This window comes from Geodermatophilus sp. SYSU D00696 (genome assembly GCF_054050235.1).
The window spans coordinates 109,489-128,753 of record NZ_JBJGYY010000011.1 but is presented as its reverse complement, the minus strand read 5'-3'; the positions used below and the strand labels follow the sequence as shown (position 1 = coordinate 128,753).

The 19,265-nt window shown below is 77.9% G+C and carries 21 protein-coding genes; 13 read left to right on the top strand and 8 right to left on the bottom strand.

Features of this window, described 5'->3' with window-relative positions:
* Both ACI79O_RS09610 and ACI79O_RS09605 read right to left on the bottom strand, forming a co-directional pair.
* The coding region (locus ACI79O_RS09610) for a pirin family protein (RefSeq protein ID WP_456913986.1) at positions 1–416 on the bottom strand (416 nt) is incomplete at its 3' end.
* Positions 413–1,105 (bottom strand): phosphatase PAP2 family protein, encoded by a 693-nt coding sequence (locus ACI79O_RS09605; protein WP_456913985.1) that lies wholly within the window; start codon positions 1,103–1,105, stop codon positions 413–415. The genes ACI79O_RS09605 and ACI79O_RS09610, both read right to left, overlap by 4 nt.
* A 45-nt stretch (positions 1,106–1,150) precedes the next feature.
* Here ACI79O_RS09605 and ACI79O_RS09600 point away from each other — a divergent pair, with 45 nt between their 5' ends.
* The 6 genes from ACI79O_RS09600 to ACI79O_RS09575 all read left to right on the top strand — a co-directional run bounded on the left by ACI79O_RS09600 (position 1,151) and on the right by ACI79O_RS09575 (position 7,878).
* Entirely contained in the window at positions 1,151–2,329 is a 1,179-nt protein-coding gene (locus ACI79O_RS09600) for a PucR family transcriptional regulator (protein ID WP_456875827.1), read from the top strand.
* 221 nt (positions 2,330–2,550) lie between these two features.
* Positions 2,551–3,765 (top strand): acyltransferase domain-containing protein, encoded by a 1,215-nt coding sequence (locus ACI79O_RS09595; protein ID WP_456913984.1) that lies wholly within the window; start codon positions 2,551–2,553, stop codon positions 3,763–3,765.
* Positions 3,762–4,727: a beta-ketoacyl-ACP synthase III gene (locus ACI79O_RS09590; RefSeq protein ID WP_456893446.1), complete on the top strand. Its 966-nt coding sequence runs from the start codon at positions 3,762–3,764 to the stop codon at positions 4,725–4,727. The genes ACI79O_RS09595 and ACI79O_RS09590 overlap by 4 nt, the downstream gene beginning before the upstream one ends.
* Positions 4,728–4,803: 76 nt before the next feature.
* The gene (locus ACI79O_RS09585) at positions 4,804–5,043 is read left to right on the top strand and encodes an acyl carrier protein (protein ID WP_089403103.1); all 240 of its coding nucleotides are present in this window, start codon (positions 4,804–4,806) and stop codon (positions 5,041–5,043) included.
* Between the two features lie 50 nt (positions 5,044–5,093).
* Positions 5,094–6,332, top strand: coding sequence for a beta-ketoacyl-[acyl-carrier-protein] synthase family protein (locus ACI79O_RS09580; RefSeq protein ID WP_456913983.1), 1,239 nt, complete (start codon positions 5,094–5,096; stop codon positions 6,330–6,332).
* Positions 6,333–6,465: 133 nt separating this feature from the next.
* Entirely contained in the window at positions 6,466–7,878 is a 1,413-nt protein-coding gene (locus ACI79O_RS09575; RefSeq protein WP_456913982.1) for an acyl-CoA carboxylase subunit beta, read from the top strand.
* A 252-nt stretch (positions 7,879–8,130) separates the two neighbouring features.
* Here ACI79O_RS09575 and ACI79O_RS09570 read toward each other — a convergent pair whose 3' ends face one another.
* The 4 genes from ACI79O_RS09570 to ACI79O_RS09555 all read right to left on the bottom strand — a co-directional run bounded on the left by ACI79O_RS09570 (position 8,131) and on the right by ACI79O_RS09555 (position 11,649).
* Positions 8,131–9,642 (bottom strand): sensor histidine kinase, encoded by a 1,512-nt coding sequence (locus ACI79O_RS09570; protein ID WP_456887446.1) that lies wholly within the window; start codon positions 9,640–9,642, stop codon positions 8,131–8,133.
* Positions 9,643–9,960: 318 nt separating this feature from the next.
* On the bottom strand, positions 9,961–10,554 hold the full coding sequence (locus tag ACI79O_RS09565; protein WP_456887447.1) for an AAA family ATPase: 594 nt from the start codon (positions 10,552–10,554) through the stop codon (positions 9,961–9,963).
* Between the two features lie 163 nt (positions 10,555–10,717).
* Positions 10,718–11,323 carry a hypothetical protein gene (locus ACI79O_RS09560; protein WP_456913981.1) on the bottom strand — a complete coding sequence of 202 codons (606 nt, stop codon included), beginning with the start codon at positions 11,321–11,323 and terminating at the stop codon, positions 10,718–10,720.
* Between the two features lie 128 nt (positions 11,324–11,451).
* Entirely contained in the window at positions 11,452–11,649 is a 198-nt protein-coding gene (locus tag ACI79O_RS09555) for a DUF1918 domain-containing protein (RefSeq protein WP_456877269.1), read from the bottom strand.
* A 138-nt stretch (positions 11,650–11,787) separates the two neighbouring features.
* Here ACI79O_RS09555 and ACI79O_RS09550 point away from each other — a divergent pair, with 138 nt between their 5' ends.
* On the top strand, positions 11,788–12,750 hold the full coding sequence (locus ACI79O_RS09550) for an MIP/aquaporin family protein (RefSeq protein ID WP_456913980.1): 963 nt from the start codon (positions 11,788–11,790) through the stop codon (positions 12,748–12,750).
* Positions 12,751–12,809: 59 nt separating this feature from the next.
* Positions 12,810–13,307 carry a copper chaperone PCu(A)C gene (locus tag ACI79O_RS09545; RefSeq protein ID WP_456913979.1) on the top strand — a complete coding sequence of 166 codons (498 nt, stop codon included), beginning with the start codon at positions 12,810–12,812 and terminating at the stop codon, positions 13,305–13,307.
* Between the two features lie 40 nt (positions 13,308–13,347).
* Here ACI79O_RS09545 and ACI79O_RS09540 read toward each other — a convergent pair whose 3' ends face one another.
* Positions 13,348–13,863: a hypothetical protein gene (locus ACI79O_RS09540; RefSeq protein ID WP_456913978.1), complete on the bottom strand. Its 516-nt coding sequence runs from the start codon at positions 13,861–13,863 to the stop codon at positions 13,348–13,350.
* Between the two features lie 144 nt (positions 13,864–14,007).
* Between ACI79O_RS09540 and ACI79O_RS09535 the strand changes: the two genes are divergently transcribed.
* The 3 genes from ACI79O_RS09535 (at position 14,008) to ACI79O_RS09525 (ending at position 16,330) form a co-directional block, all read left to right on the top strand.
* Positions 14,008–14,979 (top strand): serine hydrolase, encoded by a 972-nt coding sequence (locus ACI79O_RS09535; protein WP_456887452.1) that lies wholly within the window; start codon positions 14,008–14,010, stop codon positions 14,977–14,979.
* A gap of 113 nt (positions 14,980–15,092) precedes the next feature.
* Positions 15,093–15,620 carry a hypothetical protein gene (locus tag ACI79O_RS09530; RefSeq protein ID WP_456913977.1) on the top strand — a complete coding sequence of 176 codons (528 nt, stop codon included), beginning with the start codon at positions 15,093–15,095 and terminating at the stop codon, positions 15,618–15,620.
* Positions 15,617–16,330 carry a PadR family transcriptional regulator gene (locus ACI79O_RS09525; protein WP_456913976.1) on the top strand — a complete coding sequence of 238 codons (714 nt, stop codon included), beginning with the start codon at positions 15,617–15,619 and terminating at the stop codon, positions 16,328–16,330. The genes ACI79O_RS09530 and ACI79O_RS09525 overlap by 4 nt, the downstream gene beginning before the upstream one ends.
* A 32-nt stretch (positions 16,331–16,362) precedes the next feature.
* On the opposite strand, the gene ACI79O_RS09520 is transcribed toward ACI79O_RS09525, so the two are convergent.
* Positions 16,363–17,247 (bottom strand): alpha/beta fold hydrolase, encoded by an 885-nt coding sequence (locus tag ACI79O_RS09520; RefSeq protein ID WP_456887455.1) that lies wholly within the window; start codon positions 17,245–17,247, stop codon positions 16,363–16,365.
* A 108-nt stretch (positions 17,248–17,355) separates the two neighbouring features.
* Here ACI79O_RS09520 and ACI79O_RS09515 point away from each other — a divergent pair, with 108 nt between their 5' ends.
* Together ACI79O_RS09515 and ACI79O_RS09510 are read left to right on the top strand one after the other, a co-directional pair.
* Complete coding sequence (locus ACI79O_RS09515; RefSeq protein ID WP_456877277.1) at positions 17,356–17,538, top strand: hypothetical protein; 183 nt, start codon at positions 17,356–17,358, stop codon at positions 17,536–17,538.
* 58 nt (positions 17,539–17,596) lie between these two features.
* A complete protein-coding gene (locus tag ACI79O_RS09510; protein WP_456913975.1) occupies positions 17,597–19,261 on the top strand; it encodes a CocE/NonD family hydrolase in 1,665 nt (554 codons plus the stop codon).
* Positions 19,262–19,265: the final 4 nt, after the last annotated feature.

Genomic DNA, 19,265 nt, shown 5'->3' with positions numbered 1-19,265 from the left:
CCCCCCCCGCCCCCCCCCCCCCGCCCCCCGCCCCCCCCCCCCCCCCCCCCCCCCCCCCCCCCCCCCCCCCCCCCCCCCCCCCCCCCCCCCCCCCCCCCCCCCCCCCCCCCCGCGTCGGGGTCGGCCGCCCGCAGATAGGACTGCAGGACCCACGCGCCGGCGGGACCGGCGACCTCGTCGTGGTCGAGGCCGCGCCCGGCGCGCAGCACGCCGACGTCCCCGGCCGCCATCCCGGCGGCGTCCCCCCAGCGGTGCGTCACCGACCCGGCCAGCACGACGGCCACGACGTCGACGGCGCGGTGCGTGTGCACGCCGTAGCCGGCGCCGGGCGGCAGCCGGTCGAGGGTGACCCGCAGCAGCGGGCCGAGCGAGCCGTCGCCGGGCTCGAGCAGGGTCTCGCCGACCGGGCCGGTCACGTGCGGGCCCCCTCCACCGTGCGCCCGGGCAGCGCGGCCGCCCCGCCCGGCAGCCCGCCGAGCGCCAGGGCCACGGTCAGCGACCACGCGACGCCCAGCGCCAGCCCGCCGACGACGTCGGACGGGAAGTGCACGCCCAGCCACACCCGGGTGAGCCCGACCAGCGCGGCGAGCGCGACCCCCGCCGCCAGCGCCCTGCGTCGCCCGCCCGCGGTCAGCCGCGGCCAGGCGAGGACCAGCGCGACGGTGACCAGCGTGGCCACGCCCGACGAGTGCCCACTGGGGTAGCTGAGCCCCTCGTAGACCAGCCCGCCGTTCTCGTAGGCCGGGCGGGCGCGGCCGGCCGCCTCCTTGAGTGCGGTGGTGAGCGGGCCGATCGCGGTGATCGCCGCGCCCACCCAGAGCAGCGTCCGCCACGCCCGCCGCGCGGCCAGCCAGGCCAGCACCGGGAGGAACACCAGCACCCGGAACCAGGTGACCCCCGGGGTGGTCAGCACCTCCAGCAGCCCGCCGACCAGCGCGGAGCGGTCGTCCCCGGTGTAGAGCGCCCCGCTGACCGCCTCGTCGAGGCGGACCTGCGGCGGGAACCCGGAGACCACGCCGGCACCGAGCACGCCGAGGACGGTGATCCCGCCGCCGATCGCGGTGAGCACCCGACGGCGCGGGCGGGAGGCGTCGGGGGGCGGCACTCCCCCACTCTCCCCGACGTCGCGGGCCGTGACACGCTGGCCCGCGTGGTCGACCGGGGACACGACCGCCCACCGTCCGCCGAGACGCTGCGGCGGCTGGAGCGCGCCTCCGGCGCCATCGCCACCCGCGCCGTCGCCCGGATGGACGACGACCTGCCATGGTTCCGCACCATGCCCGCCGACCAGCGCTCCTGGGTCATGCTCGTCGCGCAGGCCGGCATCGCCTCGCTGGTGGAGTGGTGCCGCAACCCGGGCCGCCCGCCCCGGCTGACCGGCGAGGTGTTCGGCGCCGCGCCCCGCGACCTGGTGCGGGCGGTGCCGCTCAAGCAGACCGTCGACCTGGTCAAGCTCACCGTCGAGGTGATGGACGACCACGTCGAGTCGGTGGCCGAGCCCGGGGACGCCGTCGCGCTGCGGGTGGCGGTGCTCCAGTTCAGCCGCGAGGTGGCCTTCGCCACCGCGCACGTCTACGCCAGCTTCGCGGAGAACCGCGGCGCGTGGGACGCCCGGCTCGAGGCGCTCGTCGTCGACGCGCTGGTCCGCGGGGAGCGCTCCGAGGAGCTGCCCGGGCGGGCCGCGGCGCTGGGCTGGGCGGGCACCGAGCCGGTCACCGTGCTGGTCGGCGCCGCCCCGGCCGACGGCGACGCGCACACCGCCGTCCGCCGGGCCGCCCGCTCGCACGGCGGCGAGGTCCTCGTCGGCGTGCATGCCGAGCAGCTGGTCGTCGTCCTCGGCGGGGTCGACGACGTCGCCGCGGCCGCCCGCCGGGTCGCCGAGGAGTTCGCCCCCGGCCCGGTGGTGCTCGGCCCCGTCGTCGACCGGCTCAGCGCCGCCGGCGGGTCCGCTGCCGCGGCCCTGGCGGGGCTTCGGGCGGCCCGGGCGTGGCCGGAGGCGCCGCGGCCCGTCGCCGCCGACGCCCTGCTGCCCGAGCGGGCCCTCGACGGCGACCCGCTGGCGCGGGCGGCGCTGACCGAGCGGGTCGTGCTGCCGCTGCGGAGCGCCGGCGGCGAGGTGCTCGAGACGGTGCGCGCGGTGCTCGCCGGCGGCGGCAACCTGGAGGCCAGCGCGCGGGCGCTGTTCGTCCACCCCAACACCGTCCGGTACCGGCTCAAGCGGGCCGCGGAACTGACCGGTCTGGTGGCCACCGACCCCCGCGGCGCGTGGACGCTGCACGTCGCGCTGACCCTCGCCGACCTCGACGGCGGCCGCGGCCTCTGGCGCTGAGCACGGACCCCCTCGCCCCCCACCACTCGCAGGCTCGCGGCGGGGCCCTGCGAGGGGGCCGCCCGCGGAAGTGCTCGGGCGGGCAGTGTGGTCCCCACCACGGAAACGGCCTCGGGCGGCCATCTGGGGCGTCGTTCTTGTAGGAACCCTCCAAAGCGCGGCGGTGTGCTTTCGTCGCGCCCGAGCGCGCGGGCGGCCCCGACCTCTGACACGGTGAGGAGGTGCTGGCCGTCCTCGCCCCCGGACAGGGTGCCCAGAAGCCCGGGATGCTCACCCCCTGGCTGGACCTCCCAGGAGCCGAGTCCTTCTTCCGCTGGGCCGGCGCGATCGCCGACGCCGACCTGCTGACGATGGGCACCACCGGCGACGCCGAGGCCATCCGCGACACCGCCGTGACCCAGCCGCTGGTGGTCGCGATGAGCCTGTTCGTCGCCCGCGAGCTCGGCGGCCTGCCCGGCCCGGTCGCGCACTCGCCGCACAGCGGCCGCGACGTGGTCATCACCGGGCACAGCGTCGGCGAGCTCACCGCCGCCGCGCTGGCCGGCGTGCTGTCGGTGGAGGCCGCGATCGCGCTGACCGCCGTCCGCGGCCGGGCGATGGCCCGCGCGTGCGCGCTCACCCCGACCGGGATGTCCGCGGTCCTGGGCGGCGACCCGGAGGAGCTCGAGGCGGCGCTGGCGCGGCACGGGCTGGTGGCGGCCAACCTCAACGGCGGCGGGCAGGTCGTCGTCGCCGGGCCGGTGGAGGGGCTGGCCGCGCTCAAGGCCGAGCCGCCCGCGAAGGCGCGGGTGCTGCCGCTGTCGGTGGCCGGCGCCTTCCACACCGCCTACATGGCCCCCGCCCGCGAGGAGCTCGAGGCCCTGGTGGGCGGGCTCCGCCCGGCCGACCCGAGCCGGCTGCTGCTGTCCAACGCCGACGGCGCGGCGGTCGAGTCCGGCGCCGAGGCGCTCTCCCGCCTGGTCAGCCAGGTGACCAGCCCGGTGCACTTCGACGCCTGCCTGGGCACCCTGCGCGACCTCGGCGTCACCGCGGCGATCGAGCTGCCGCCGGCCGGGGCGCTGGCGGGGCTGGCCAAGCGGGAGTGGAAGGACGCCACGGACGGGAACGCGGTCGAGGTCCTGGCCCTCACCGGACCCGGCGACCTCGACCGTGCCCGCGCGCTCATCGACGCCGCCCGCGGCCGGCCCGAGGCCGAGCACCAGCCCGACTGGCGGGTCGTCGTCGCCCCCGTCCGCGGCACCGTAAGCCCCGCCGACGTCCCCGAGGGCACCCGCCTGCCGGCCGGCACCCTGCTCGGCCGGGTCCGCGGCCGGCAGGGGGAGGCCGACGTGTCGGCCGGCTACGACGGCGTCCTCGCGGAGTGGCTGGTCGAGGACGGCGACCTGGTCGACGCCGGCGACCCCCTCGCCCGTCTCTACCCGGAGGTCCCCGCGTGAGCATCCGCCTGGCAGCCGGTGCGCCCGGCGCCCGCATCCTCGGACTCGGCGCCTACCGCCCGCGACGGCGGGTGACCAACGACGAGCTCGCCCAGGTCATGGACACCAACGACGAGTGGATCCAGACCCGGGTCGGCATCGCCGAGCGCCGCTGGGCGTCGGAGGACGAGACCCTCGTCGAGATGGCCGTCGCCGCCGGCGGCAAGGCGCTGGCCGCCAGCGGCCTGGCGCCCGACGAGATCGACCTGGTCGTGCTGGCCAGCGCGAGCCTCAAGGAGCCGATCCCCGGCATCGGCCCGCAGGTGGCCCACCGGCTGGGCATCCCGCGCCCGGGTGCCTTCGACCTCAACGCCGGGTGCGCCGGGTTCTGCTACGCCCTGGAGGTGGCCTCCGCCGCCATCCGCACCGGCTCGGCCCGCAACGCGCTCGTCGTGGGCGTCGAGCGGCTGACCGACGTCGTCGACAAGAGCGACCGGTCCACCGCGGTGATCTTCGCCGACGGGGCCGGCGCCGCCGTGCTCGGCGCCGCCGACGAGCCCGGCATCGGGCCGGTCGCCTGGGGCAGCGACGGCGACCAGTTCTCGGCCATCGAGATCGCCGCCGGCACCGGCACGATGACGATGGCCGGGCAGGCGGTCTACCGCTGGGCCACCACCCGGCTCACCGAGACGCTCGAGGAGGCGATGGAGGCCGCCGGCGTCGGGCCGCAGGACATCGACGTGTTCGCCCCGCACCAGGCCAACCTGCGCATCGTCGAGTCGATGACCAAGCGGCTGGGCTTCGGCGCGGACGTCGTCGTCGCCCGCGACATCGTGCGGTCGGGCAACACCTCCGCGGCGTCGATCCCGCTGGCGCTGACCGCGCTGCTCGAGTCCGGCGAGGCGAAGAGTGGTGATCTCGCGCTCGTCCTCGGGTACGGAGCGGGCCTGACCTTCGCCGGCCAGGTGCTCACCCTGCCCTGAGCCGCGCCACCGACCCCCGGACCCCCGGGCCCGACGGCGGGCACCGCCCGCCCCCACCGAGAGAGAGGACCCCCGCGTGAGCGAGGACATCCAGGCAGGTCTGGCCGAGATCCTGGAGGAGGTCGCCGGGGTCACCCCCGCCGACGCCACCCCGGAGAAGTCGTTCACCGAGGACCTCGACGTCGACTCCCTGTCGATGGTCGAGATCGCCACCGCCGTCGAGGACAAGTTCGGCGTGGCCATCCCCGACGACGAGCTCGGCAACATCAAGACCGTCGGCGACGCGATCAGCTACATCCAGAAGAACCAGGGCTGACGCCGGTCCCCCGGCCGCCCGCGCCTGCACGCCCCAGGAGAGGACCCGTCATGAGCTCGAACGACGACGTCGTCGTCACCGGCCTCGGAGCCACCACACCGCTGGGTGGCGACGTCGCCAGCACCTGGGACGCGCTGCTGGCCGGGCGGTCGGGGGTCCGCCGGCTCACCGACGACTGGGTCAAGGAGTTCCCGGCCCAGCTCGCCGCGACCCTGGCCACCGAGCCCGCCGAGCAGATCGACCGGGTCCGCGCCCGGCGGCTGGACCGCAGCCAGCAGGTGGCGGTCATCGCCGGCGAGGAGGCCTGGGCCGACTCCGGTGCCGCCGACGCCGGCGTCGACCCGGAGCGGATCGCGGTCGTGTTCGGCACCGGCATCGGCGGCGCGATGACGCTGCTCGGCCAGGACGACGTCCTCGAGGCCAAGGGGCCCAAGCGGGTCTCGCCCTTCACCATCCCGATGCTCATGCCCAACGGCCCCGCCGCCGCCGTCGGCCTGGCCGTGGGCGCCCGCGGCGGCGTGCACGCACCGGTGAGCGCCTGCGCCTCCGGCGCCGAGGCCATCCGCTGGGGGCTGGACCTGCTCCGCCTCGACCGCGCCGACATCGTGCTGGTCGGCGGCGCCGAGGCCGTCGTCCACCCACTGCCCATGGCCGGCTTCGCCGCGATGCGGGCGATGAGCACCCGCAACGACGAGCCCGAGCGCGCCTCGCGGCCGTTCGACAAGGGCCGGGACGGGTTCGTGCTCGGCGAGGGCGCCGCCGCGCTCGTGCTCGAGCGGGCCGGCTCCGCCCGCGCCCGCGGCGCCACGGTGCACGCCCGGCTCGCCGGGGCCGGGGCCACCGCCGACGGCTACGACCTCGTCGCGCCGCACCCGGAGGGCGAGGGTGCCGCCCGCGCGATCGGCGCCGCGCTGCGCGACGCGGACCTCTCCCCCTCCGACGTCGGCCACGTCAACGCGCACGCCACCTCGACGCCGGTCGGCGACACCGCCGAGGCCCAGGCGATCCGCAGCGCCGTCGGCGAGGACACGCTGGTGTCGGCGACCAAGAGCCAGACCGGCCACCTGCTCGGGGCGGCCGGAGCGCTGGAGTCGGTGTTCACCGTCCTGGCCCTGCGCGACCAGGTGGTGCCCGCGACGGCCAACCTCGACGACCCCGACGACGACGCCGCGGTCCAGGCGCTCGACATCGTGCGCCGCGAGCCGCGCAGGGCCAGCTTCACCGCCGCGGTCAACGACTCCTTCGGCTTCGGCGGGCACAACCTGGCACTGGTCTTCACCACGTTCTGACGAAGGACCCCGCTGCCCCCCGCCACTCGCACGCTCGCGGCGGGCCCCTGCAGCGGGGCCGTTCCAGCACCTCAGCCGGCCTCGCATGGCCGGTCCCAACCACCGGCCCCGGGCCGGCCTCTGGAGACCCCTGGTGACCACCGTCCACGCCGTCCCGACGCTGCCCAGCCCCGACCCGCGCGACCCCGAGGACCGGCTGCTGCGCCTGCTCGACGACGGATCCGCGGCCCTGCTGACCCCCCGCGACACCTCGGGCGTGCTGGCCGCCCGCGGCACCGTCGACGGCGCGCCGGTCGTCGCCTTCTGCACCGACGCCACCGTCATGGGCGGGGCGATGGGGGCCGACGGCTGCCGGCACGTCGTGGACGCGATCGACACCGCGCTGCGGGAGCGGGTGCCGGTGGTGGGCGTCTGGCACTCCGGCGGCGCCCGGCTCGCCGAGGGCGTCACCGCGCTGCACGCCGTGGGCGAGGTGTTCGCCGCGATGGTGCGCGCCTCGGGGCGCATCCCGCAGGTCTCGGTCGTCCTCGGCCCCGCCGCCGGTGGCGCCGCGTACGGCCCGGCGCTCACCGACCTGGTGATCATGGGCCCGGCCGGGCGCGTGTTCGTCACCGGTCCCGACGTCGTCCGCTCGGTCACCGGCGAGGACGTCGACATGGAGAGCCTCGGCGGACCCGACACCCACGGCCGGCGCAGCGGCGTCGTCCACGTGGTCACCGACTCCGAGGCGGCGGCGCTGGCCACCGCCCGCCAGGCGGTCGGGCTGCTGGCCGCCCAGGGCTCCTTCGGCCCGGTCGCCTCCCGGCCCGGCGCCGACCTGCGCGCCCTGCTGCCCGAGCGGGCCAACCGCGCCTACGACGTCCGGCCGCTGGTGGCCGCGGTCCTCGACGGGCCGGGACTGGAGCTGCACCCGCGGTGGGCGCCCAACGTCGTCACCACGCTGGGCCGGCTGGCCGGGCGCACCGTCGGGGTCGTGGCGAACAACCCGCTGCGGCTGGGCGGCTGCCTGGACTCCGCATCGGCGGAGAAGGCGGCCCGGTTCGTGCGGATGTGCGACGCGTTCGGCGTGCCGCTCGTGGTGCTCGTCGACGTCCCCGGCTACCTGCCCGGCGTCGGCCAGGAGTGGGACGGCGTCGTGCGGCGCGGCGCCAAGCTGCTGCACGCCTTCGCCGAGGCGGTGGTGCCGCGGGTGACCCTGGTGACCCGCAAGGCCTACGGAGGCGCCTACATCGCGATGAACGCCCGCTCGCTGGGCGCCACCGCCGTGTTCGCCTGGCCGGGGGCGGAGGTGGCGGTGATGGGCGCCCGGGCCGCCGTCGGGATCCTGCACCGCAAGAAGCTGGCCGCGGTGCCGCCCGGGGAGCGGGAGGCCCTGCACGCCCGGCTGGCCGAGGAGCACGAGCGGATCGCCGGCGGGGTGGCCCGGGCGCTGCAGATCGGTGTCGTCGACGAGGTGGTCGAGCCCTCGCAGACCCGCGCCCGGCTGGTGCAGGCCCTGGTCGCCGCGCCGGCCGGCCGCGGCGCGCACGGCAACATCCCGCTGTAGCGCCACACTCCCGGACCGGCGTGGACGAGGAGAGGCCCCCCCCCCCCCCCCCCCCGCGGCCGCCGCCGCCGGGCGCGGCCCGCCCCCCCGCCCCCCCCCCCCCCCCCCCCCCCCCCCACCACCCCCCCCCCCCGCCCGCCGCACCCCCCCAGCACCCCCCCGGCCGCCCGCCCCCCCCCCCCGCGGCGCGGGAGCCCCCCCCCCCCCCACGATCAGGTCACCTGATCACCGACCGGCAGACCGGCCGCCTCCTCACGCGAGGAGGGCCGCGGCCTCCTCGTCGGCGTCGGGCTCGGCGACGGTGGCTCCGGGCAGCCGCACGGTGAAGACCGTCCGGCCCGGCACGCTGTCGACGGCGACCGTGCCCCCGTGCCCCGCGACGACGGCTGCCACGATCGCCAGGCCCAGGCCGGTGCTGCCGTTGGCCCGCGACCGCGAGGAGTCCCCGCGGGCGAACCGCTCGAACACCCCGCCCTGCAGGTCCGCGGGGATGCCAGGGCCGTCGTCGACCACCTCGAGGACCGCCTGCCCGTCCTCGGCGCGCAGCCGGGTGGTCGCCGTCGTGCCGGGCGGGGTGTGGGTGCGGACGTTGGCCAGCAGGTTGGCCAGCACCTGGTGCAGCCGGGCCGCGTCGCCGCGCACCAGCACCGCGGCCGGGGGCAGGTCGACCCGCCAGCGGTGCGCGGGGCCGGCGGCGTGCGCGTCGCTGACGACGTCGAGGACCAGCCCGGTCAGGTCGACGTCGCCGCCGTCGAGCTCGCGCCCGGCGTCGAGGCGGGCGAGCAGCAGCAGGTCGTCGACCAGCCCGGACATGCGCACCGCCTCGGCCTCGACCCGGCGCAGCGAGGCGTCGGCCTCCTCGGGCAGCCCCCCGCGGCGGCGGACCAGCTCGGTGTAGCCGCGGATGGAGGTGACCGGGGTGCGCAGCTCGTGGCTGGCGTCGGCGACGAAGCGGCGCAGCCGGGTCTCCGACGCCTGGCGGGCGGCGATGCCCGACTCCACCGAGTCCAGCAGCCGGTTGAGCGCGGCACCGACCCGGCCGACCTCGGTGCGCGGGTCGGTGTCGGCGGCCGGCACCCGGTCGGCCAGCCGCACCTCCCCGCTCGACAGCGGCAGCTCCGCGACCCGGCCCGCGGTGGCCGCCACCCGGTGCAGCGGGCGCAGCGTCCGCCCGATCACCGCCGAGCCGACGAGCCCGGCGGCCAGCAGCCCGAGCAGCCCGACGGCGACCTCGACGACGACCAGCCGCAGCAGGGCCGCCCGCACCGAGTCCAGCGGCAGGCCGGTGACCAGCACCTCGCCGTCGCCGGCCGCGGTCGCGACCACGCGGTAGGAGCCCAGCCCGCCGAGGTCGACCGTCCGCGGCTCGCCGTCGGCGTCCAGGCGGGCGAGGTCGGCCGCCTCGGCGGCGGTCAGCGCCTCCCCGTCGCCCTCCCGGCCGATGACGGCGGCCTCGGTGACGGTGCCGTCCTCGACCCGGGCGCCCAGCGTGCCGTCGCCCTGCCCGGGCACCACCAGGAAGTCCGGGCCCTCGTCGGCCCAGCCGTCCCAGCCGGGCCAGCCACCGGGCCAGGCGGGACCCTCGTCGGCCTGCTCCGAGCGGGCGACCGCGGCCGCGAGCCGGTCGTCCACCTGCCCGAGCAGCTCCCCGCGGACGGCGGTGGCGGCCGCGGTGCCCACGACGGCGAGCACGACGGCGAGCGGCACGAGGAAGGCGCACAGCAGCCGGGTGCGCAGGGACCACCGCCGGGCGCGCGAGCTCATGCGCCCACCGTGCGCGGCGGACCTGCACGTCGCCTGGATGCCGGTCGGGAGTCGGCTGGGGGCCGGGTGCCGCGCCGTGCCCCGCCCGGGCCCCGGTCTCAGGCTCGACGGGTGCAGAGCACCACCCCGGGCGGCACCCGGCCCGCCCGGGCTGTCAGCGGCCGAGGCCCGGGAGCGCCGTCGCCGGGGCGAGGGCAACGTCGCGGTCAGCGCGTCGTCGCGCAGCTACGGGCGCATCCTGCGGACCAACGTCCGAGCTGCTGACCGCCGCCTACCGCTTCCGACTGCTGGAGCGGGCGCTGGGGCTGACCGGCCCGCTCAGGCCGCCGGGCGTCCCAGCAGCTCGGGGAGGGTGAGCCGGGCGGCCCGCGGGCGGTCGACGACGACGACGTCGGGGCCCGCCGCGGCGGCCTGCATCAGCCGGGCCCAGCGCAGCCCGTGCCGCCGCATCCGGCCCTCGGGGATGCGGCGGCCGCGGATCCGCTGGCCGTCGGCGGCCTCCTCCGGCGAGGCGTCGAGCAGCACCAGCCGCACCCATCGCCCCGCCCCCCGCGCGGTCGCCAGCACGACCGGGCGCCACCAGCGGCTGGTCCACGGATCGGCGAGCACGACCACCGGTGCCGGGCCGGCGAGCGCGTGCAGCACCCGCAGCCGGTGCTGCAGGTGCACCAGCGGGCGCACGACGCGGTAGGGCACGCGGGAGCCGGTGCGCCAGCGGGCGGCGACCTGCTCGGAGTCCACCGACGTCACGCCGGGGACCCCGTCGCCCAGCAGCCGCCGGACCATCGTCGTCTTGCCGCTGCCGGGCAGCCCGCCGACGACGACCAGGCCGCGCCCGCCGTCCTCTCCGGACACGGGGCCCGGCACGGAGTCGGGCACGGGGCCCGGCACGGGCATCGTCGCGGTCGGCACGGCTGCCTCCTCCTGTCCCCGGCGGCGCGGGACGCACCGGCCGGATCGGCGGCGGACGCTACCGGGCCGCTCCCGCACGTGGCCGCTCTCGGCGCGCGGGACCGGGCCCGCCGCAGCGACCCGCGGCGAGCCCGTCGGCGGAGCCGGGCAGAGAGTCGCTCCGTCAGTCGCCGTCGGCGTCCCACCACCAGCCGCCGCGGCCGCCCCACCAGGGACCGGCCGCCTCGGCGGACTGCACGAACTCGGTGACCCGCGCCTCCAGGTCGGCCCGCCACTCGTCGGCCTGCTCCTGGGTGAGGCGGCCCTCCTCGACGGCGGCGGCGATGCGCTCCTCCGCCTCCCCGACGATCGCGGTGACGAGGTCCTCGACGGCGACGCCCTGGGCCTCGGCCACCGAGGCGAGGGTGGCGCCCTCGGCCTCCAGGGCGGTGCGCAGCTCCTCCTCGGACAGGCCGAGGGTCTCGGCGACCACCGAGGACCCGTCGCCCCAGCCGTCGTGCCAGCCGTCGTGCCAGCCACCCCAGCCGCCGTGCCAGGCCCCGGCGTCGTCCAGGGTGGTGGCGACCTCGTCGGCCTGCTCCTGGGTGAGCGACCCGTCGTCGACGAGGCCGGAGAGGGCGTCGCGGATGCGGTCCTCGACCGGGGTGGCGGAGTCGGTGGTCGTGTCGGGGGTGGCCGTGTCGTCGTCGGCGACGGCCGGGACGGCGAAGGCCAGGCCGCCGACGGCCAGGGCACCGGCTGCGGTGGCGATCACGATCTTCTTCCGCACGGGCACACTCCTCGCTCGGGCGGCCGGTCGATCCGGCCGTCGGCTGCGAGCATCGGGCCCGTTCCTGTGACCTTGCTGTCAACCGCCCGTGCCGCGACTGTGGACCCCGGCCCCGGCGGGCCGGGCGCTCAGCCGGCCGCCGGCTCCGGCACGACCGAGCAGGTCCCCGCGGGGATGAACACCCCGGTGTGCCCGTCGGAATCCCACTGGACGACGTAGGGCGGCGCCCCGTGCTCGCCCCGGACCTCCAGCACCCGGCCGGTGCGGTCCGGCTCTCCCTGGTGCGTGGACCGGACGACGATCCGGTCCCCGACGCGTGCCTCCACGGCGACCTCCCAGCGGTGTGGCCCTGCCGTCACGCCGAGCCTGCTCCCCACCCCCGCACCGGGGCAAGGGCCCGGGACACCGATCCCGCCGGGGGCGGGGTGGCCGCCGCGGGCGGAGGAGGAACTCATCCCGACGGGGTGGCGACCGCGGACGGCGACGCGGCCACGGTCGTCGCCGGGCCCGACGGCCGGGAGGTGGTCATGACCGGGGGAACCGCACCCGCGGAACGTCGACTGCTGCGCTCCCTGGGCACGCCCGACTCGATGATCGACGAGTTCGACTTCTGGGACCGCCGCCACGAGGGCCGGCGGCTGTTCGCCGAGCTGTTCGGGACCTTCCTCCTCGTGCTCGTCGCCGTCGGCGGCGGGATGGTCGACGCGCGCTTCGGCGGCTCGGCGGTGCCCTACGGCGCCCTCGTCGTCGCCCCGGCGCTCATGGTCACGGCCGTCATCCTGTCCATGGGCACGGTGTCCGGGGCCCACCTGAACCCGGGAGTCAGCATCGCGTTCGCGCTGCGCGGGGACTTCCCGTTCCGCCGGGTGCCCGCCTACGTCGTGGCGCAGGTGCTCGGCGCGGTCCTCGCGACCCTGCTGCTGTGGGCCCTCCTCGGCCGGCAGGGCAGCGCCGGGCTCACCCTCCCCGGCCCGGGGATCTCGGCCACCACGGCGATGCTGTGGGAGGTCGTCCTCACCGTGGGGCTGGTCAGCACGGTCCTCGGCGTGTCCTCGGGGGCACAGAACCTGGGGCCGATCGCCGCGGTCGGCGTCGGCAGCTACATCGCGCTGGCCGGGCTGTGGGGCTCGCCGGTGAGCGGCGCCTCGATGAACCCGGCCCGGTCCCTGGGTCCGGCCCTCGTCCTCGGGGACTGGACGGCGTGGTGGGCCTACCTGCTCGGACCCGCCTGCGGCGCGCTGGTCGCCGTGGGCATCGCCGTCGTCCTGCGGGGTCCCGGCGGAGGACGTAGTGGGCGGACCGCCGCCCAGGGGACGCTGGGCCTGGACCGGCAGGCCGGCCCGATCGACCGGGGCGCGACCGCGTCCCCCGCCGGGGACGGTGCCGACGCCGGCCGGCCGCGGGCCGATCGGTCACCCCGCCGGTGAGCCCGCCACGACACGAGAGCCGGCCCGTCCACCGTCGGGGCCGGCGCCGGGAGGACCCGATGGAACAGCGGACCGGAGCACGCACATCGCTCCTGGCCACGACGACGGCGGCGGCTCGCGCCCTCCTCGTGACCGCGTGCAGCACCGGGCAGGACGCGGAGACGACCCAGGAGGTGCCGGACACGCCGGGCGTCGACGGCTCGGTCGGGCAGGTCGCCCTCGACGACGTCTTCCTCGACGCCGACGCGACCATCGCGGCGGGTGACTCGGTCGGCCTGCGTGGCGCCCTGACCAACGACGCGGACACCGACGACCGGCTGGTCTCCGTCAGCACCCCCTCGGCCGGGTCGGTCGTGCTGCTCGACGAGCAGGGTGACAGCAGCCCCGACGGCATCGACCTGCCCGCCGACGGCTCGGTCGACGCGACGCAGGGGCAGGTGCGGATGCAGCTCGACGACGTGACGGCCGACATCGCCACGTCGGACACCGTGTCGGTCACCTTCGCCTTCGAGAACGCCGGACAGGTGCAGCTCGACGTGCCCGTCGGGACGTCGTAGGCCCGGTGGTCGGACCCGCCGGCCGAGCGTGCCCCGCCGGTCAGAGCAGCTTCGGGAAGACGGCGAGGAGCACGACCCCGACGAGGGCCATCACCACGCCGGTCCCGAGCAGCAGCCACTGCGAGCGGGGCGCGCGCACCCGCGCCGACATGGCCGCGAAGAAGAGGACGGCGGCGAACAGCACCGTGAGGACGGTGTAGTCGTCGCCGCGCTGGTCGTCGGTGAGGGCGGCCTCGAAGCGCTCCGACGCCTGCGCGTCGAGCTCCGTGGCGGGCCCGGCGCTCCGGCAGGACGTAGGAGGACATCTCGAACGGTGAGCCCGGGGCGTCCGCGGCGGTCCCGCCGCCGCCACCCAGTCCCGGTAGGCGGTCGCCAGCGGCTCGGGGAACCGGGCGACGAGGAAGTCCGCCAGCTCCTCCTCCCCGGAGCCGTGGGCGACGACCCACTGGGTCCACAGCCCGATCTGGTTGGTCAGGCGGGCGTTGGCGAGAGCGGCGGCGCGGGCGGCCTCGATCCGGTCGGCCGAGGCCTCGCTTCGACTCGGCTCACCGCGCACCCCCTCCTCGGACAGGCGTCCACGCTGCGCCCCGGCCCCTGGGCCCGGTGCCATCCCGGCAGGACGGTCCCGCGGCCGCACGCTGCCGCAGCGCGGAAACACCGAGTTCACCCACGTGCCGCCCGCACGGTGCACGCTGCGGGTGTGACCAGCGTCAGCCCGCCGCCCGGGCGCTCACGCGGCGGCCTCCGGGCGCACCCGGTCGCCGCCGCGCTGCCCCTGGTGCTGGCGGTCGTGCTGGCGGTCGGCTCGGCAGGGGTCCGGGACGGGATGGCCGGCGACCCGGTGTCCGTGGCAGCCGCCGAGCCGACGGTCCCGCAGGTGGCCCGCGCGGAGTCCGCCGTCGGCACCGCGCCCGGACCCGCCCCTCCGCCGGCCGTGACCGCGCCACCGGTCGACGCCGCCGGGGTGCTCGCCGCCGTGGGCGCCGCGGCGGCGGAGGCGGGCGGCTCCATCGACCTGGTGGTCGTGGCCGCCGACGGGACGCCGCTGGTCTCCTCCCCGGCCGCCGGCGACGCCGTCTACACCGCCTCGCTGGTCAAGCTGTTCCTCGTCGGCCGGCTGCTGGAGCTGGAGGCCACCGGGGCGGTCGCGCTCACCGACCGCGACCGGGAGCTCATGGAGCGCGCGATCGTGCGCTCGGACGACCCCGCGACCAGCGTGCTGTGGGACCGGTGGGAGGGCGCCGCGCTGGTCACACAGACGGCGGCCGAGGCCGGCCTGACCGCCACCGCTCCCCCGGTGACCGCCGGCCAGTGGGGCGAGGCGACCACCAGCGCGGCCGACGTCGCCACCCTGCTGTCCCGGCTCAGCGGGTGGCTGGGCAGCGGCCCGGCCGCCACCCTGCTCGGCTGGATGCGCGCCACCGCCCCCACCGCCGCCGACGGGTTCGACCAGGCCTTCGGCCTCCTGGCCGGCGGACCGGCCGGGACCGTGGCGGCCAAGCAGGGCTGGATGTGCTGCGTGGACGGCGGCCGGCAGCTGCACTCGGCCGGGGTGCTGCCCGGTGGTCAGGCGGTGGTCCTGCTCGGCGACTTCCCGGCCGCGACGTCGTGGGCCGAGGCCCGGAGCGCCCTCGACACCGCCGCCGCCGCGGTCCGCGCCGCCGTGGGCTGAGCCGCCGGGCGCGGGCCACCGGGCCGGTCCCGGGTCCCTCGGGAGGTGCGACGCCCAGCATCCCCGCAGGGAGCACCCAGGCCGGCGGCAGGCGCGGCGGCCACCGTGCGGACATGGACCGGCCTCCCCACGGCGAGCCCGACCGCTGGCTCTTCGACCCCGACTCCACCCGCGCGCTGGTGCTGGCGCGCCGCTGCCCGGGCGGCCGGGCGGTCGAGGACGTGGTCTCCGACCTCGTCTGGGGCGAGGTCGTGCGGCTGCTGCGCTGGGCCACCGCCGGCACGCACGCGACGGCGGCCCTGCGGACCGGGATCTGGTGGCGGCTGGCCGCCGGGTGCGCGGCGCTGCTGCGCCGGCTGCCGGAGCTGAGCGCCGAGATCGCCGAGCCGTGGTCGCTCGACCCGCCGCCCGCCGTTGCACCCGGGGTCCCCGCCGCCGACCGGATCGGTCTGGTCGCCGAGCGCCTCGCCGCCCTGCTGCGCAGCCGGGAGCCGGTGCCGCTGCGCCGGCTGGCCGCCGAGGTGGACGCGCTGGGCGAGGCCGCGGTGCAGGCCCTCGCGGATGCCTCCTTCGACCACTGGCCTGACGACACATCGCGATATATCGTTAGCGTCATCCGATACGTCAGGAGGACGTCGTGAACCGCGATCCACGCTTCGAGGGGTGGCGCCCCCGCCACCACCACCACCACCACCGCCCGCACGGCTTCGGTCCCGGCCCCGGGGGGCCCGGCTGGCCCGGGAGCGGCCCCGGCGCCGGCGCGGGCTTCGGTCCCGGTCCCGCGTTCGGTCCCGGGTTCGGTCCCGGCCCGGGCTTCGGTCCCGGCTTCGGCTTCGGGCCGGGACCGGGTGGCGGCCACCGCCGCCGCGGCTGGGGCCGCGGACGGGCTCCCCGCGGTGACGTCCGCGCCGCCGTCCTGCTGCTGCTGGCCGAGGAGCCGATGCACGGCTACCAGCTCATACACGCCATCGCCGAGCGCAGCGGCGGGCGCTGGACGCCCAGCCCCGGCGCCATCTACCCGACCCTCGCCCAGCTCGAGGACGAGGGCCTGGTCACCGTGACCGCCGAGGGCGGCCGCAAGCTCGCCACCCTCACCGAGGCCGGCCGCAGCGCCGTCGAGGACCTGCGCGGCGCCGGGACCGACCCGTTCGCCGGCGCGCCTGACGGCGCGGCCGCGGCCGACCTGCGCGCGCTGCTCGACCAGCTGCACGGCGCGGTCCGGCAGATCGCCCGCACCGGCACCGAGGCCCAGCTCACCGCCGCTGCCGAGGTGATCGCCCAGGCCCGGCGGTCGCTGTACCTGCTGCTCGCCGAGGGCCCCGACACGGCGCCGCCGTCCGCGGCCGAGTGACCCGCACCGGGCCCGCGGGTGACGGCGCCGGCTCAGGACGCGTCGTCGAGCACCCGGCGCAGCGTCGCGGCGAAGGCCTCGGGCTCGCCGGTCTGGCCGTACTCGCCGCCGAGGAAGCCGTCGTGGCCGCCGGGGAAGACCACCGGCGCCGTCCCCAGCCGCCGGGCCATCGCCTCCCCGGCGCGCTGGGCGAGCTCCCCGTCACCGGCGGCCCCGACGGCCACCAGCACCCGGGTGGGCGCGGCCCGCAGCGCGTCGACGTCGTGCTCGTGGTGGGTGCAGGTGATCAGGTTCTGCGCCAGCAGCACGTCGTCGCGCGAGCCGTCGTCCCCGGCGGGCAGGCCGAAGGTCGCGGGGTCGGGGACCGGTCCCAGGTCGGCCGGCACCGGGCCGCGGTGGGCGACCAGCCGGATGAAGCCGGCCATCCCCACGCCGAACCCGTCCCGCTGGTAGGCCTCGGCCACCGCCCGGGTCGCCGCGGAGGCCTCGTCGCGGTCGGGCAGCACCGCCAGCACCGGCGGCTCGTGCGCCACCAGGGTGCGGACCAGCTCCGGCCGGCGGACGACGAGCTCGAGGGCGTTGACCGCCCCGCCGCTGGTGGCGAAGACGTCGGCCGGTCCGCCGCCGACCGCCTCGAGGACGCGGGCGAGGTCGTCGGCGTGCTCCTCGGGTGTGCTGTGCGCCGCGCCGTCGGTGCGCCGGCTGCGCTCGACGCCGCGGGGGTCGTAGGTGACGACCGTGCGGTCGGGGAAGTACCCGGCCAGCGTGCCGAAGCCGGAGGCGCCCATCGGGAAGCCGACCAGCAGGAGCACGGGCGCCTCGGGGCTGCCGGGGGCGGCGGGACGGACGTCGTAGGTGAGCTGCGCGCCGGGGACGTCGAGGAGCTGGGTGCGGATCTCGCGGGCGGTGGTGGTCATGGCTGCCTCCGGGGGTGGTGGGGTCGCAGGGTGGACTCCCCCGGCCCGCCGTTCTCATCGCCGCCGGTCCGGACCTGCCGCGCGGGGGCGGGCGTGCCACGCTCCGGCATGGCCTTCGACCTCCACCGGACCGACGGCGAGGTGCTGCACTTCGACGACGCCGCCCGGTTCAGCTTCACCGCGACCGGTCACCTCGTCGTCTACGACTCGCACGGCAACAAGACCCTCTACAGCCACCACAGCTGGAACTGGCTCGAGGAGCCCGTCCCCCCGCCGCGCCCGATGCGCTGAGCGGCCGGCCCGCGCGGCGTCGGGCAGAGTGCGGGTGCCGACGACGGGAGGAGCGGGGATGGGTGCGCGGGCCAGGCTGGGCGGGGTGCTCGCGGACGCGCTGCTGGGCCTGCCCCTGCGCGCGACGCCGTACACGGTGGAGCGGGACGTCGCCGTCCCGATGCCCGACGGGGTGTCGCTGCTGGGCGACCACTACCGCCCGGCCGCCGCCACCGGTCCGCTGCCGGTGGTGCTGGTCCGCCTCCCCTACGGCCGGGCCGGGCTGTTCGCGCACGCCTTCGCCGCGCCCTACGCCCGGCGCGGGTTCCAGGCGTTCGTGCAGTCCACCCGCGGCACCTTCGGCTCGGGCGGGCACTTCCGGCCGTTCACCACCGAGCACGAGGACGGCCTGGCCACCCTCGCCTGGGTGCGCGCGCAGCCGTGGTGCGACGGCCGGGTGGCGATGACCGGCGGCAGCTACTTCGGCCACACCCAGTGGGCGGTGGCGCCCTACGCCGACCCGCCGCTGGTGGCGGTCTCCCCGCACGTCACCGGGGCGCGGATCACGTCGGCCTTCTACGACCACGGCGCCCCCGGGGTGGAGAACGCCCTGCGGTGGTCGGTGGCGATCGGCCGCCAGGAGGCCGGCGGGGTGCCCGCTCCGCTGCTGCGGCCCCTCCTGCGGACCCGGGTCGAGCGGGCGCTGCGGCGGCTGCCGCTGCAGGCCGCCGACACCGCCGCCACCGGGGCGCCGGTGCCCTTCTGGCGGGACTTCACCGCGCACGCCGCACCGGGGGACCCGTTCTGGGACACCGCCGACCACGACGACGCCGACCTCAGCCGCATGCCGCCGGTCAGCATGGTCACCGGCTGGTGGGACCTGTTCGCCGCCGCCCAGCTCGCCGACCTCGCACGGCTGCGCGCCGCCGGCGTCCCGGCCCGGATCGTCGTCGGCCCCTGGATCCACGGCGAGCCCGCCGAGCTGCGGGCGATCCTGCGCACCGACGTCGCCTGGCTCGACCACCACCTGCGCGGCGGGCCGGCGCCCGGCGGCGCGCCGGTGCGGCTGTACCTGCAGCAGGCCGGCCGGTGGCTGGAGTCGGAGTCGTGGCCGCCGCCGGGCAGCCGTCCGGTGCAGCACCACCTGCGGGCCGGCGGCGGCCTCACCCGGGACCCCGAGCCCGGGAACGCCGCGCCCAGCGAGTTCACCCACGACCCGGCCGACCCCACGCCCACCATCGGAGGCCCGCTGCTCGAGCGGCCGGGCAAGCAGGCCGACAACCGCCCGGTGGAGGCCCGCGACGACGTGCTGGTCTTCACCGGGCCGGTGCTCGACCGCGACGTCGACGTCGTCGGGCACGTGCGCGCCCGCGTGCACGTACGCCCCGACCTCGAGCACGCCGACGTCGTCGTGCGGCTGTGCGACGTCGACCCCGGCGGGGTGTCGCACAACGTCGTCGACGGCATCCGCCGGCTGGACCCGCGCAGCGTCCCGGCCGACGACGTCACCGTCGGCACCGACGGCGTGCTGGCCGTCGACGTGGAGCTGTTCCCCACCGCCTACCGCTTCCGGGCCGGGCACCGGCTGCGGGTGCACGTCGCCGGCGGCGCCTTCCCCCGGTTCGCCCGCAACCTCGGCACCGCCGAGCCCTTCGCCACCGCGACCGTCGGGCGGCCGTGCCGGTTCGAGGTCCACCACGACGCCGCGCACCCCTCCCGGCTGGAGCTGCCGGTCCTGTCCTGACACA

What these genes read in the sequence shown, in the direction of transcription:
- ACI79O_RS09580 (WP_456913983.1), top strand. Translation starts at nt 5,094, where the DNA reads ATGAGCTCGAACGACGACGTCGTCGTCACCGGCCTCGGAGCCACCACA.
- ACI79O_RS09570 (WP_456887446.1), bottom strand. Translation starts at nt 9,642, where the DNA reads ATGAGCTCGCGCGCCCGGCGGTGGTCCCTGCGCACCCGGCTGCTGTGC.
- ACI79O_RS09545 (WP_456913979.1), top strand. Translation starts at nt 12,810, where the DNA reads ATGGAACAGCGGACCGGAGCACGCACATCGCTCCTGGCCACGACGACG.
- ACI79O_RS09530 (WP_456913977.1), top strand. Translation starts at nt 15,093, where the DNA reads ATGGACCGGCCTCCCCACGGCGAGCCCGACCGCTGGCTCTTCGACCCC.
- ACI79O_RS09520 (WP_456887455.1), bottom strand. Translation starts at nt 17,247, where the DNA reads ATGACCACCACCGCCCGCGAGATCCGCACCCAGCTCCTCGACGTCCCC.
- ACI79O_RS09515 (WP_456877277.1), top strand. Translation starts at nt 17,356, where the DNA reads ATGGCCTTCGACCTCCACCGGACCGACGGCGAGGTGCTGCACTTCGAC.
- ACI79O_RS09510 (WP_456913975.1), top strand. Translation starts at nt 17,597, where the DNA reads ATGGGTGCGCGGGCCAGGCTGGGCGGGGTGCTCGCGGACGCGCTGCTG.